Raw genomic sequence first — 14,098 nt, forward strand, 5'->3', positions numbered from 1 at the left:
GGAGAGCACCACCCCTGACCAACCACGGAGGTAGGGCACACCATGGCACCGAACGACAGCGCACAGACCACCGAAGAGGCCAAGGACCTCGCAGCGGGACAGCGCAAGGCCGCCCGCTACATAGTCCCGGTCGCGGTGGCCGGGGTGGCGGCGGCGACCATCGGGCTCGTCCCGGCGCTCGCCGCCTCCGGTGACCCGGATCTGCCGAAGATCAGCGCGCAGCAACTCATCGAGAAGATGGCCGCGTCGGACACCCAGCAGCTCTCCGGCACGGTGAAGATCAGCACCGACCTCGGTCTTCCGGCCCTCGACGGTCTCGCCGGTTCGCTCGGAGGCGGCGAGGGCGCGGACGGCGAGGGCTCCTCCGCCGATCCCGACTTCAAGCTGAGCGGACTCGCGACGGGTACCCACACCCTGCGGGTCGCGGCCGACGGCCCCGACCGGCAGAAGGTGTCCATCCTCGAGGACTCCTCCGAGTACAGCCTCATCCACAACGGCGACGAGGTGTGGGGCTACGACAGTGCCTCGAACGAGGTCTACCACGCCAAGGACGGCGGCCGGCACGACGGCAAGGACCGCAAGGCTCCCGAGGACCTGCCGAAGGACCTGCCCACCACGCCCAAGGGCCTCGCGGACGAGGTGCTGAAGGCCGCGGACGACACCACCTCCATCACCGTCGGCGGCACCTCCCAGGTGGCCGGCCGTGACGCGTACAAGCTGGTCGTCAAGCCCAAGCAGGGCGGCTCGACGGTCGGCGCGATCACCGTCGCGGTGGACGCGGAGAACGGCGTACCGCTGAAGTTCACGCTCACCCCGAGCAGCGGCGGCAAGGCCGTGATCGACGCGGGCTTCACCAAGGTCGACTTCTCGAAGCCGACGGCCTCGACGTTCGACTTCGCCCCGCCCAAGGGCGCGAAGGTGACGGAGGCCGACGAGGAGGCGCACCGGAAGGCACCCGAGAAGTCCGAGAAGTCCGAGGGCTTCAAGGGCCTCGAGGACTTCGACGGTCTGAACGTGATCGGCGAGGGTTGGACCTCCATCGCCAAGATCGAGGGCCCGGGCGGCGAGGGCCTCGGCGGCGGTAAGGGCGGCGAGGGGGACGCGCCGCCCGAGGCGCAGCAGTTCCTCGACGCCTTGGGCGACAAGGTCGAGGGGAAGTTCGGCTCCGGCACGGTGTTCAAGACGCGCCTGGTCAACGCCCTGATGACGGACGACGGCACGGTCTACGTCGGAGCCGTGACCAAGGACGCCCTGGTGAAGGCCGCGAACGCCGACAAGTAATGACGCCGCGCGACAGCCGGCCGGCGGTCCGCTCGGCCCGTCTCCGCCCCGTCGTACGCTCCACGGCACCGGATCCCGCTCACGGATCCGGCCTGATCCAGTCGAAAGGCCCTGGCCGCGGACGACGCACCTGCGTGCGTGTGCGGTATGCACACGCACGCAGGTGCGGGTGGATGGAGCGACGAGCCGCTAGAAGGTCAGCTTCCAGCTGTCGATGTAGCCCGTGTCGTAGCGCGCCACGTCCTGGACGCGCAACTTCCAGTCACCGTTGGCCGTCTCCGCGGACGCGTCCACGGTGTAGGTGGTGATGACGTTGTCGGCCGAGTCGCTGCCGCTCGAGTTCTTCAGCCTGTACGCGGTGCCGTCCGGCGCCAGCAGATCGACGACCAGGTCGCCGCGCCAGGTGTGCTTGATGTCCACGCCGACCTTGAGCGCGGAGGGAGCGTTCCCGCTGCGGCCGGAGACGGTGACGGTGGAGGTGACGGCGGCGCCGTTGTCCGGGACGGTGACATCGGCGGCGTTCTCGTAGAAGTCGCCGGGCGGCTCGGTCGTGCCCGCGGACAGCGTCCAGATCGTGTGGGCGATCGCGTCGCTGTTGCGGTCCAGGGCGGTGTCGTTGATGTTCGACGTCGTGTCGCACGAGGAGTGGTAGCAGCGGTCGAAGGACTGGCCGGCCGTGCCGCCCCACTTCTGCGCCTGGGCGCTGGTCTTCGTGCGGCTCGCCCCGGTGAACAGACCGCCGACCGGTATGCCCACGTTCTTGAACGACGCGTGGTCGGAGCGGCCGTCGCCCTCGGTCTCGATCTCGGTGGGGACGCCGATCCCGGCGAAGTAGTCCTTGAAGGTCTGCTCGATCTCCGGATCGTCGTCGTAGACGAAGTAACCCGGGTTCGACGAGCCGATCATGTCGAAGTTCAGATAGCCCGCGATCTTCGAACGCTCCGAGGACGGCAGGCTGTTCACGTAGTACCTCGAGCCGACCAGGCCCAGCTCCTCCGCGCCCCACCAGCCGAAGCGCAGATGCTTCGCGGGCTGGAGCTGTGCGCGCGAGACGGCGAGCGCGGCCTCGAGCACGGCGGCGGAACCGGAGCCGTTGTCGTTGATTCCGGGACCGGAGCTGACGGAGTCGAGGTGGGCGCCGGCCATCACCGTTCGGTTGACGTCGCCGCCGGGCCAGTCGGCTATCAGGTTGTAGCCGGTGGCGCCGCTGGAGGTGAACTGCTGGACGGACGTGGTGAATCCGGCCGCGTCGAGCTTGGCCTTCACATAGTCGAGGGAGGCCTTGTAACCGGCCCTGCCGTGGGCGCGGTTGCCGCCGTTGTCGGTGGCGATCGTCTGGAGCTGACTGAGGTGTGCCTTGACGTTCGCGAGTGGTATGTCGGGTGCGGCGAGCGCGGACACCGGCGCCGCCGGTGCTGCGGATGCCATGGGTGCGCCGGACGCGAGCAACCCTGCCAGGGCGAGCGCGGCGGCCGCAGCGGCACGTCTGGGAACGGAGAGCTTCATGTGGGGGCTCCGGATTCCGTATGGGGAAGGGACGGAACGTGCATGACGCCCCGGTTCGGCGGTGCCCGGGGCGCTGGAGCTTGCTGTGCGCGGTGCGGATGCGTGTGCGTAGTGCGTGCTGATGTTCGTGAGAGTTTGACTTACCGTCAAGGGCGGAAATCGGTCACGGCCGTTCGTATTGCGGACGACCCGGACCATCCGCATGTCAGTGCCCCCGGACTGTGCAGCCCCAAAGGCCCAAGCAGCTTGGCTGCTTGGGCCTTTGGCCGTCTTGCGATCGCACGCACCGGACGCCGCGGACCCGTTCTCCGGGCGGACGGCGATGCTCGGCGGGCACGGGGCGGGCACTCTGTGGGCACTGCTAGTGCACGCAGAACTCGTTCCCCTCGGGGTCCGCCATCACGACCCATGTGCCGCCCGGCTCTTTCACCCGGCGCAGCACCGCCGCCCCCAGCGCCTCCAGCCTCGTGGTCTCGGCCTCCATGTCGCCGGGGGGCGTGTGCAGGTCGATATGGAGCCGGTTCTTTCCCGTCTTCGTCTCCGGCACCCGCTGGAAAAGCAGTCGGCGTCCGAGCCCCGTGCCGCTCCGCTCGTCGTGGGCGTCGTCCGGATGCCGGACCGCGGCGAGATCGCGCCAGGCCCGTCGGCCGTGTGATTCCACGGTCGCCTCGGGCGGCGCCGCGCCGTTCGCGAGGAGTTGCTCGATCAAGGGGCTGTTGTCCTCGACCAGGTATCCGAGTGCTTCGGCCCAGAAGTCCGCCTGGGCGTGCGGGTCGGTGGCGTCGATCACGAGCTTCCAGTGCAGAGTCATAGAAACTGGTTATAGTGGTTACGTGACGAAAGTTGCAATGGACACGCCGGGAATGCTGCTGCACCCGCCATCGGGCGGATCCTTCCGCTTCGACCCGGGCGCGCTGTGCCTGGAACTGCTCCCCACCGGCGGCCCCGGAAGGCTCGCCGCGTACGAGGTGCTGAACGACCGGGCAGCGCTGCTGCGCTGGGTGACGGACAGCCGGCTGCCCGCCGCTCTTCGGCTGACGGTCGACCCGGCGGACGTGGCCGCCGCCCGGGCGCTGCGGGACGCCCTGTGGGGGATGGCCTCCGCCCGGGCGCACGGCGGAGACGCGGACCCGGCCGATGTGTCCGTGGTCAACGCGGCGGCTGCGGCTCCGCCCCTGGTGGCCCGCATCGCCGCCGACGGATCGCGGGAGTGGGCGCCCGGCGCGACCGCGCAGCAGATGCTCTCGACCGTGGCTCGGGACGCCGTGGACCTCTTCACCGGTCCCTACGCCGACCGCGTCCGCGAATGCGGCTCCCACGACTGCCAGTTGCTCTTCGCCGACACTTCGCGCCCGGGCCGCCGCCGCTGGTGCGCGATGGAGCGGTGCGGCAACCGCAACAAGGTGCGGGCGCACCGCGCCCGCCACGCAGAGGGGGACGGAGCACGACCACCGGACTGACGAAGGGCGCGGGCCGGGAGATGGGTGTCTCCAGGACCTGCCGCCCGCGACGGTATGCGACTTCCTCGCGAGCGCCGAAGGCGTCGCACTCTGGCTGGGGAGCGGTGTCCGACTGCCCACCGCGAAGGGGAGGCGTACCGGACCGCACCTCGCCGACTACGACCTTGGGTTCACTGATCGGCTCTCGGAGATCGACTGGTCCGAGCCGGTCGGCTACGGCTTCGCGACGCTGCGGCTCACAGCGGTCCGCCGGCTGATCCGCGAGTACGACCTGCTCGCCGTCTGAAGCAGCACCGAACCGGCCGGTGGGAGTCATCGGCCGGTTCGTCGTTCCTGCGCCGGCCGGTGGGAGTCATCGGCCGGTTCGTCGTTCCTGCGCCGGGTCCGCCGCTGCGTCACATGGGGTCCCGGCCGTTTCCCAGGGGAGGGCCCTCGCCGGTGTCGCGTCCGCGGTCCATGTCGCGCCCCCGGCCCATGTCCCCACCCCGGCGCATGTCCCCGCCGCGCCCCGTGTCTTGGCCGCCGCCCATGTCGCCGGTGCGTCCGGGCCGGCGCTCGGTGGCGGGCCGGCCCGCTGCCGCGTCCGCGCGTCCGCGCTGGTAGGCGGAAAGGGTGTCCTTGGCGCGGCCCGATTCCGCCTCGGCCGTCGCGAGCCAGCGCTCCCAGCGCTCCCGCATCGGATTGATGAGACCGCCGCCCACGCCGACGATCAGGATGCCCGCCATGGCGGCGAGCACGGCGGTGAGCACCGGGCCGGTGACCGAGGTCGCGATCTGTGCCTGGCCGAGGGCGGCGATCACGCCGAGCGCCACGATGAAGCCCCAGGCCACGGTGGCGAGGACACGGCCGTACGACGTCTGGCCCAGGGCTCCTTGGATGATGTCGCGGACCGCACGCGCGACGGCCATGGCCACGACGACGATGACACAGGCGACGATCCCCTTCGGGATCCAGGAGACGATCCCGTTGATCATCGTACTGATCGGGTTGGGGCCGAAAACCCCGAAGCCCAGCTGCAGTGTGATCAGTGCGATCGCATAAAAGAGGAGCTTCGAGATGATCCCGGTGGCGTCGTAATTCGACCCTCTGAGGGTGTTGGACACACCGCTGCGCTCGGCCATCCGCTCGAAGCCTGCCTTGCGCAGCAGACGGTCGGCGGCCTTGGCGATCAGCTTGGCTATGAACCAGCCGATGACCAGGATCGCCAGGAAGGCGATGAACCTGGGGATGAACCTGGCCACGGCGGTCCACGCGGCGCTGAAGCCCTGACCGAAGTCGATCGTCAGTGCGAGGTGTTGAGGCATGACGCACTTGCTCCACTCTATGGACCGGCGCGGTCCCTGTGACCGGGGCCTGGGCTTCCGGGGTAACACCGGTGGCCCAATGGCGGCCTGTGCCCAGAGGTGGTACTGAGCCGTTCGAGTGGGAATTGAGTCCTGGTGGGGGTGGCGGGTTCAGGATGCGGCGCTTGCTGTGCATGCCCGCGCCCGCCCGTGCGTCAGCCGGCCGCCTCCGCATGCGGCTCGTCGCGCGACGTGCCGTCGGCGGCGGTGCTCGCGGCGGTCGTGGTGGCGGCCGTATTGGTTGGGGCAACGCCCGGGGCGGTCTGGGCCACGACCGCGCCGGTGGGCCCTGCCGTGGCCGTCGGTCCTGCCGGTGCCGTTGTCAGCGGTCCCGCGCCCGAGGCCGCGGCCTGGGCGGCGAGCCGCAGCGCCTCCGCCTTGTTCCGGCGGGCGGTGCGCAGCGCGTCCCACGTCAGACAGGACAGCGCCAGCCATACCAGTGCGAACCCGGCCCACCGCTCGGCAGGCATCGCCTCATGGAAGTACAGGATGCCCAGTGCGAACTGGAACACCGGTGCCAGATACTGCAGCAGCCCCAGCGTGGACAGCGGCACACGGATCGCCGCCGCCCCGAAGCAGACCAGTGGCGCGGCCGTCACGATGCCCGTCGCGGCGAGCAGCGCCGCATGCCCGGCCCCGTGCGCTCCGAAGGTGGCGGAGCCGTCGGCGCCGAGCCAGAGCAGGAAGGCGAGGGCCGGCAGGAACTGGATCGCGGTCTCGGCCGCCAGCGACTCCAGGCCGCCGATGTTGACCTTCTTCTTCACCAGACCGTAGGTCGCGAACGAGAACGCGAGCGTCAGCGAGATCCACGGCGGCCTGCCGTAGCCGATCGCCAGGACCAGCACGGCTGCGAAGCCGATGCCGACGGCCGCCCACTGGGCCGTGCGCAGCCGTTCCTTCAGCAGCAGGACACCCATGGCGATGGTGACCAGGGGGTTGATGAAGTAGCCCAGCGAGGCCTCGACGACATGGCCCGCGTTCACGGCCCAGATGTAGACGCCCCAGTTGACGGTGATCACGGTGGCCGCGACGGCTATCAGGCCCAGCTTCCTGGGGCTGCGGAGCAGTTCACGTATCCAACCCCACTGCTTGAGCGCAAGCAGCGCGACCGCCACGACAGCCAGTGACCACACCATCCGGTGGGCGAGGATCTCGCCGGCTCCGGAGGGTTTGAGCAGCGGCCAGAAAAGCGGGACCAGTCCCCACATTCCGTAGGCGCCGATCCCGTACAGCAGTCCTGCCCGCTGTTCGTTCTGCGACTTCACCGGCCCTCCTGTCCCGCGCACGTTCTTGAAGACGGTACGCCGTGCCGGGCCAGGATGTCATGCCCGTATCGCCATACGGTCATGACCGATCCTGGCGGGCGGAGAGACCGGGAACAGGGCGGGACACACAAACGGGAGGCGGCACCCTTCGCCGCCTCCCGCCAGGACCCGCCGTCTGTCAGCCGACGACCGTCCAGGTGTCGTTGCCGGCGAGAAGCGCGGCGAGGTCCCCCTTGCCGTCCCTCTCGATCGCCGTGTCGAGCTGGTCGGACATGAGCACGTCGTAGACCGGGCGCTCGACGCTGCGCAGCACACCGATCGGAGTGTGGTGCAGCGTGTCGGCGTCGGCCAGGCGGGAGAGCGCGAAGGCGGTGGTCGGTGAGGTGGAGTGCGCGTCGTGGACCAGGATCCGCGACTCGTTCTCTGCCGTGACGGCGACGACCTCGAGGTCGCCCGTGGACGGGTCGCGCACGACGCCCTTGCTCCCTCCCCCAGAGCCTGCGGCCTGGGAGGTGCCCCCAGCCCCGAAGCGGATGGGCTGCCCGTGCTCGAGACGGATGACGGCTTCCTGCGCCTGGTCCTTGTCCTTGAGGATCTCGAAGGCACCGTCGTTGAAGATGTTGCAGTTCTGGTAGATCTCCACGAGCGCCGTGCCCTGGTGCTCCGAGGCCTGGCGCAGCACCTCGGTGAGGTGCTTCCGGTCGGAGTCGACGGTGCGGGCGACGAACGACGCCTCCGCGCCGATCGCCAGCGAGACCGGGTTGAAGGGCGCGTCGAGGGAGCCCATCGGCGTGGACTTGGTGATCTTGCCGACCTCGGAGGTCGGGCTGTACTGGCCCTTGGTGAGCCCGTAGATCCGGTTGTTGAACAGCAGGATCTTCAGGTTGACGTTGCGGCGCAGGGCGTGGATCAGGTGGTTGCCGCCGATGGACAGCGCGTCGCCGTCCCCTGTGACGACCCAGACGGACAGGTCGCGCCGGGAGGAGGCCAGACCCGTCGCGATGGCGGGCGCGCGGCCGTGGATGGAGTGCATCCCGTAGGTGTTCATGTAGTAGGGGAAGCGGGAGCTGCAGCCGATGCCGGAGACGAAGACGATGTTCTCCTTCGCCAGCCCCAGCTCGGGCATGAAGCCCTGTACCGCGGCGAGGACCGCGTAGTCGCCGCAGCCGGGGCACCAGCGCACTTCCTGGTCGGACTTGAAGTCCTTCATCGACTGCTTGGCCTCGGCCTTGGGCACGAGCTTGAGCGCCTCAGTCATCGATGGCCTCCTTGAGCGCCGTGGCGAGCTGCTCCGCCTTGAACGGCATGCCGTTGACCTGGTTGAAGGAGCGTGCGTCGACCAGGTACTTCGCCCGGATCAGGGTGGCGAGCTGGCCGAGGTTCATCTCGGGCACGACAACCTTGTCGTACTGCTTCAGCACGGAGCCGAGGTTCTTCGGGAACGGGTTGAGATGGCGCAGATGGGCCTGCGCGATGGGGATGCCCGCCGCACGCAGACGACGTACGGCGGCGGTGATCGGCCCGTACGTGGAGCCCCAGCCGAGCACCAGCGTGCCGGCACCGTCCGGGTCGTCGACCTCGACGTCCGGCACCTCGATGCCGTCGATCTTGGCCTGGCGGGTGCGGACCATGAAGTCGTGGTTGGCCGGGTCGTAGGAGATGTTGCCCGTGCCGTCCTGCTTCTCGATGCCGCCGATGCGGTGCTCGAGCCCTGGCGTGCCCGGCACGGCCCAGGGGCGGGCCATGGTCTGCGGGTCACGCTTGTAGGGCCAGAAAACCTCGGTGCCGTCGGACAGTTCGTGGTTGGGGCCGGTCGCGAACTGGACCCGCAGGTCGGGCAGCTCGTCGAGGTCCGGGATCCGCCACGGTTCCGAGCCGTTCGCCAGGTAGCCGTCGGAGAGCAGGAACACGGGTGTGCGGTAGGTGAGCGCGATCCGTGCCGCGTCCAGGGCCGCGTCGAAGCAGTCCGCCGGCGTGCGCGGCGCCACGACCGGCACCGGTGCCTCGCCGTTGCGGCCGTACATCGCCTGAAGCAGGTCAGCCTGCTCCGTCTTCGTCGGCAGGCCCGTCGACGGGCCGCCGCGCTGGATGTCGACGACCAGCAGGGGAAGCTCGAGGGAGACCGCGAGACCGATGGTCTCCGACTTCAGCGCCACGCCCGGTCCGGAGGTCGTGGTGACCGCGAGGGAGCCGCCGAACGCGGCGCCCAGCGCCGCTCCGATGCCCGCGATCTCGTCCTCCGCCTGGAAGGTCCGCACGCCGAAGTTCTTGTGGCGGCTGAGTTCGTGCAGGATGTCGGAGGCCGGGGTGATCGGATAGGAGCCCAGGTAGAGCGGCAGATCCGCCTGCCGGCTCGCGGTGATCAGCCCGTACGACAGGGCCAGGTTCCCGGAGATGTTGCGGTAGGTGCCCGTCGGGAACGCCGTGCTCGCCGGCGCCACCTCGTAGGAGACCGCGAAGTCCTCCGTGGTCTCGCCGAAGTTCCAGCCGGCCCGGAAGGCGGCGATGTTCGCCTCCGCGATGGTCGGCTTCTTGGCGAACTTCTGCCGCAGGAAGCTCTCCGTGGCGTCCGTGGGCCGGTGGTACATCCAGCTCAGCAGGCCGAGCGCGAACATGTTCTTGCTGCGCTCCGCCTCCTTGCGGGACAGCCCGAAATCCTTCAGCGCCTCGATCGTCAGCGTCGTCAGCGGCACCGGATGCACCTGGTAGGCGTCCAGCGACCCGTCCTCGAGCGGGGAGGCGTCGTATCCGACCTTCGCCATGGCGCGCTTCGCGAACTCGTCCGTGTTGACGATGATCTCGCCGCCGCGCGGCACATCGCCGATGTTCGCCTTCAGCGCGGCGGGGTTCATCGCCACCAGCACGTTCGGTGCGTCGCCCGGGGTGAGGATGTCGTGGTCGGCGAAGTGCAGCTGGAAACTCGAGACACCCGGCAGTGTCCCGGCAGGCGCCCGGATCTCGGCCGGGAAGTTCGGAAGGGTGGAGAGGTCGTTGCCGAAGGATGCCGTCTCCGCGGTGAATCTGTCACCGGTGAGCTGCATGCCGTCCCCGGAGTCACCCGCGAATCGGATGATCACCCGGTCCAGGCGGCGGATCTCCTTGTCGCCGGCGCGCCTGCGCTGCTCTCCGACGAGGGCCTCATCGGACCCGTTGACCTCATCGGCCTGCTCGGCCGGGCTACTGACCTGGCTGGTCACTGAACTGGACCTCCCTCGAGGCGGTTCCTCGGGCCCGACCGGCCCGCCGGCCGACCCATTGGCAACCCTACGACGGTAAGGGTGGCCTTCCCCGGACCGCTCACATGTCGGACGTCCTGCCGAGACGCCGCGACGCCTTGTCTTGCCCTGTCTTCTGTGTAACCCGGCCTCCCGGGAAGACGTTCCCGTTCATTCTTCGGTCCTGCGGCTAATGCGCCACTCGACGACCACTCGACGACCCTCGGTGTGTCGGTGGAGGCCCGTCGTCCGTTCGGTTACCGAGCGGATCCGGTGGGTCATTGCGTGGCATTCGGGTGACTCGGGGAACGGGCGGCGTCAGCAGGCGGGCGCGTCGGGGCGGCGGGTACGCGAATGGCTCAGGAATTCAGATAGGTCAGTACCGCGAGCACGCGGCGATGGTCGCCCTCACTGGGGGAGAGCCCCAGCTTCAGGAAGATGTTGCTCACATGCTTCTCCACTGCCCCGTCGCTCACCACGAGCTGCTTGGCGATCGCCGAGTTCGTACGGCCCTCGGCCATCAGCCCGAGCACCTCCCGCTCGCGGGGCGTGAGGCCGGCGAGCACATCCTGCTTGCGGCTCCGGCCCAGCAGCTGTGCCACGACCTCGGGGTCGAGCGCGGTACCGCCCCGGGCGACCCGCACCACGGCGTCCACGAACTCACGCACCTCGGCCACCCGGTCCTTGAGCAGATAGCCCACTCCGCGGGTGCTGCCGGCGAGCAACTCCGTGGCGTACTGCTCCTCCACGTACTGCGACAGGACCAGCACGCCGACTCCGGGATGCTCCCGCCGCAGCTGTACCGCGGCCCGCACGCCCTCGTCGGTGTGCGTGGGCGGCATCCGTACGTCCGCGACCACGACGTCCGGCAGCGCGTCCTGTGCCCCGAGGTCGTCGACCGTCTTGATCAGGGCCTGCGCGTCACCCACACCGGCGACCACATCGTGTCCCCGGTCGGTCAGCAGCCGGGTCAGGCCTTCCCGCAGCAGTACGGAATCCTCGGCGATGACCACCCGCACTCTGTCCTCCACAACCCTGTAGCCCCCCTGTAGATGTGCTTCCCGAGCCTGCGCCCACCAGCATTCCAGGATCAGGACACGCTCGGGGCCGGGCCGCGGTTTTCCCGGTCACCGCATCGGGGGACGCAGAAACGGGCGAAGGGGTTGCCGTGGGTGGTCGAGAGGGAGGGGGCGCCGCGGGCGGGCGTTCAGCCGCGCCACGGGAGTTCTGCCGTGACCGCCGTCGGGCCCCCGGCGGGGGAGTCCACGGCCAGGACGCCGTCCACCGCGCTCAGCCGTTCCGCGAGACCGGCCAGCCCGCTGCCGGCCGCCGTGTCGGCCCCGCCCCTGCCGTCGTCCACGACCTGGAGCATCAGCCGGTCGGCCGACCGCCACACGTCCACAGAGGCGCGGGTGGCGCATGCGTGCTTGCTGACGTTCTGCAGGAGTTCGGAGACGGTGAAGTAGGCGATGCCTTCTATTGCGGGCGCCGGCCGCCGGTCCAGGTCGACCTCGACCGTCACGGGCACGGCGCAGCGCGACGCGACGGAGGAGAGGGCGGCGTCCAGGCCGCGGTCGGTCAGTACGGCGGGGTGGATTCCGCGGGCCAGGTCCCGGAGCTCCTGCAGGGCGACCTTCACCTCGCCGTGCGCCTCGTCCACCATCCGGGCGGCGGCTTCCGGGTCCTGGGCCAGCTTCTCCTTCGCGAGCCCGAGGTCCATGGCGAGGGCCACGAGCCGGGCCTGCGCGCCGTCGTGCAGGTCGCGTTCGATCCGGCGCAGGTCGGCGGCCGCCGTGTCCACGACGACGCCACGGTCCGACTCCAGCTCCACGACACGGGTCGCGAGGCGGGACGGCCCGAGCAGCCCGGCCACGAACAGGCGGTCGACGCTGGTCAGAGCACGCATGATCCACGGTGTGGCGATCGTGAGCACGAGGCCGACGGCGCTGGTGGCGGCGATCTCGAGGGGGGTGTCGAGGTAGAAGTTGTGCGTCCCGTCCCCGTACAGCTGCAGACCGTCCACGCCGCCCCACGTCGGGAAGGCCCACTGCCACAGCGGGTACAGCAGCAGCGCCCAGCCGGTCACCCACAGGGTCACGGCAACGCAGAAGCCGAAGACGGCCCACGGGAAGTGGAAGAGCGCATACAGAAGGTGGCGCCAGGACGCCCCGCTCTTGAGGATGCCGCCCATCCAGGCGGCGACGCCGCTGTTCTTCGGACCCAGAGTGCTCCGCACCGACTCCGGCGCGGCCACGTCCAGCCCGAGCAGCGCCCGAGCTCGCGCGCGCTCCAGTGCGCCGAAGCCGCGCAGGCAGGCGAGGCAGGCGGCGAACACGGGGATCCCCAGGAACGTGACGAGCAGTCCGGCGCCCAGCGAGGTCATGGTGACCGCGAACGAGAAGACCGCGGTGGCGAGGGGGAGGCTCAGCACCAGGTACCCGAACTCGCGCCAGGCCCGGCCCTCGAAGGGTGCGCGCAGCACGGGAGGGAAGAAGTGTTCCCGGGGGGCCGGGGGACCGTATCCGTAATCCGTATCCGTGCTGGCCATCGAAGTCGTCCGTTCTGCGGGGCGGCGTTCTGCGGGGCGGGCTGTCATGTCCCCAAGCCTGCTGTGGCGGGCCGGCGTGCACCATGCGGCCGGTATCCGTCTTGGGCGGGGGGTTTTCCCCACCATGCCGCCCCGGCGGGCCGGCAGGATGGCGTTCGCTCAGGCACGAGCCCGGCGCTCCCCGCGGTCCCGCCACGGCAGCTCCGCCGTGACCGTCGTCGGCCCGCCCACCGGCGAGTCCAGGGCGAGGAGGCCGTCCACCGCGCCCAACCGCTCCGCCAGCCCGGCCATTCCGGTGCCACCGTCCAGCCGTGCTCCGCCCCTGCCGTCGTCCACGACCTGGAGCATCAGCCGGCCCTCCGACCGCCACACGTCCACAGTGGCGTGCGTGGCTCCCGAGTGCTTGCTCACGTTCTGCAGCAGCTCGGAGACGGTGAAGTAGGCGATGCCTTCGATCGCTTCAGCGGGCCGCGCGTCCAGATCGACGGTGACCGTCACCGGAGCCGTACAGCGCGACGCGACGGAGGAGAGCGCGGCGTCCAGGCCGCGGTCGGTCAGCACGGCGGGGTGGATCCCGCGGGCCAGGTCGCGCAGTTCCTTGAGCGCGAGCTTCACCTCGCCGTGCGCCTCGTCCACCATGTCCGCCGCCGCGTCCGGGTCCTCCAGGAGTTTCTCCTTGGCGAGGCCCAGCCCCATGGCCAGGGCCACCAGCCGGGCCTGCGCACCGTCGTGCAGGTCGCGTTCGATCCGGCGCAGGTCCGCGGAGGCCGTGTCGACGACCACGCCACGGTCCGACTCCAGCTCGGCGATGCGGCGTTCCAGTTCGTCGGAGGGCGAGAGCAGCCCTCGCACCATCGCGCGGTCGGCGTTGGAAAGTCCCCGCGCGATGAAGGGCAGTACGGGCCAGAGCACGAACAGGCCCACCACCATGAAGGTGAAGGTGAGGACGCCCCAGGGCAGCCGGATCACTGAGTACAGCACGGTGCGCCAGGCCACCGGATCCTTCAGGTGGGACCACACCCAGGTGATCAGGCCCCCACCGCGCGAAGCCCCGAGCAACGGGCTCGGCTCGTCGACCTGTACGCCGAGCATCGCACGGCCCCGAGCCCGCTCCGCCCGTCCGAGCATGCGCGCGCCCGCGAGCCCGAGTGCCAGCAGGGGCAGGCCGATCACCGTCACGGCGAGCCCGGCGCCGACGCTGACCGTGACCGTCACATAGACGAACCCGAGCAGTGCGGCCGGCAGGTTGCCGAGCAGATGCGCGATCTCTTTCCACGTATGACGGTCGAAGACGAAGCGCACGGAGGGCGGCCGGTCGTTGTCGGGGGCGGTGATGCTCGCGGTCATGGAGGCCAGCCTGCCGGGCCGGACCGGCGCACGCCATGGGGTACGTGGGTGGGGCGAAGTAGGGATAACCCCACCCGCGGCCGACCGATGCGTGACACAACTGCTTACGCTCTCTTTAGCAGGGCCTAGACTC

General features: G+C 70.0%; 12 protein-coding genes. 3 read left to right on the forward strand and 9 right to left on the reverse strand.

The genetic code is table 11. The annotated features are described in order from the left end of the window. Positions 1 to 42 precede the first annotated feature (42 nt). Positions 43 to 1,281: a LolA family protein gene (locus ACZ4SA_RS17125; protein ID WP_468274967.1), complete on the forward strand. Its 1,239-nt coding sequence runs from the start codon at positions 43 to 45 to the stop codon at positions 1,279 to 1,281. A gap of 189 nt (positions 1,282 to 1,470) precedes the next feature. Here ACZ4SA_RS17125 and ACZ4SA_RS17130 read toward each other — a convergent pair whose 3' ends face one another. Together ACZ4SA_RS17130 and ACZ4SA_RS17135 are read right to left on the reverse strand one after the other, a co-directional pair. Beyond that, entirely contained in the window at positions 1,471 to 2,787 is a 1,317-nt protein-coding gene (locus ACZ4SA_RS17130) for a M28 family metallopeptidase (protein ID WP_468274969.1), read from the reverse strand. A gap of 361 nt (positions 2,788 to 3,148) precedes the next feature. After that, entirely contained in the window at positions 3,149 to 3,598 is a 450-nt protein-coding gene (locus tag ACZ4SA_RS17135) for a VOC family protein (RefSeq protein WP_468274971.1), read from the reverse strand. 52 nt (positions 3,599 to 3,650) lie between these two features. Here ACZ4SA_RS17135 and ACZ4SA_RS17140 point away from each other — a divergent pair, with 52 nt between their 5' ends. Both ACZ4SA_RS17140 and ACZ4SA_RS17145 read left to right on the forward strand, forming a co-directional pair. Next, positions 3,651 to 4,247, forward strand: coding sequence for a CGNR zinc finger domain-containing protein (locus ACZ4SA_RS17140; RefSeq protein ID WP_468275136.1), 597 nt, complete (start codon positions 3,651 to 3,653; stop codon positions 4,245 to 4,247). Positions 4,248 to 4,359: 112 nt separating this feature from the next. Next, positions 4,360 to 4,533: a DUF6401 family natural product biosynthesis protein gene (locus tag ACZ4SA_RS17145; RefSeq protein WP_468275139.1), complete on the forward strand. Its 174-nt coding sequence runs from the start codon at positions 4,360 to 4,362 to the stop codon at positions 4,531 to 4,533. 109 nt (positions 4,534 to 4,642) lie between these two features. Here the strand turns inward: ACZ4SA_RS17145 and ACZ4SA_RS17150 are convergent, their stop codons facing one another. From ACZ4SA_RS17150 to ACZ4SA_RS17180, 7 genes are all read right to left on the reverse strand, one after another. After that, complete coding sequence (locus tag ACZ4SA_RS17150) at positions 4,643 to 5,551, reverse strand: mechanosensitive ion channel family protein (protein WP_468274973.1); 909 nt, start codon at positions 5,549 to 5,551, stop codon at positions 4,643 to 4,645. A 194-nt stretch (positions 5,552 to 5,745) separates the two neighbouring features. Next, positions 5,746 to 6,855: an EamA family transporter RarD gene (rarD, locus tag ACZ4SA_RS17155; protein ID WP_468274975.1), complete on the reverse strand. Its 1,110-nt coding sequence runs from the start codon at positions 6,853 to 6,855 to the stop codon at positions 5,746 to 5,748. Between the two features lie 178 nt (positions 6,856 to 7,033). Beyond that, complete coding sequence (locus tag ACZ4SA_RS17160) at positions 7,034 to 8,113, reverse strand: 2-oxoacid:ferredoxin oxidoreductase subunit beta (RefSeq protein ID WP_468274978.1); 1,080 nt, start codon at positions 8,111 to 8,113, stop codon at positions 7,034 to 7,036. Further along, positions 8,106 to 10,052: a 2-oxoacid:acceptor oxidoreductase subunit alpha gene (locus tag ACZ4SA_RS17165; protein WP_468274981.1), complete on the reverse strand. Its 1,947-nt coding sequence runs from the start codon at positions 10,050 to 10,052 to the stop codon at positions 8,106 to 8,108. The genes ACZ4SA_RS17160 and ACZ4SA_RS17165 overlap by 8 nt, the downstream gene beginning before the upstream one ends. A gap of 377 nt (positions 10,053 to 10,429) precedes the next feature. Then, entirely contained in the window at positions 10,430 to 11,089 is a 660-nt protein-coding gene (locus ACZ4SA_RS17170) for a LuxR C-terminal-related transcriptional regulator (RefSeq protein ID WP_468275141.1), read from the reverse strand. A gap of 188 nt (positions 11,090 to 11,277) precedes the next feature. Next, a complete protein-coding gene (locus ACZ4SA_RS17175; protein WP_468274983.1) occupies positions 11,278 to 12,618 on the reverse strand; it encodes a sensor histidine kinase in 1,341 nt (446 codons plus the stop codon). Positions 12,619 to 12,777: 159 nt separating this feature from the next. After that, positions 12,778 to 13,965: a sensor histidine kinase gene (locus tag ACZ4SA_RS17180; protein WP_468274984.1), complete on the reverse strand. Its 1,188-nt coding sequence runs from the start codon at positions 13,963 to 13,965 to the stop codon at positions 12,778 to 12,780. Positions 13,966 to 14,098 lie beyond the last annotated feature (133 nt).

It is taken from the genome of Streptomyces sp. NPDC027962 (genome assembly GCF_055566095.1).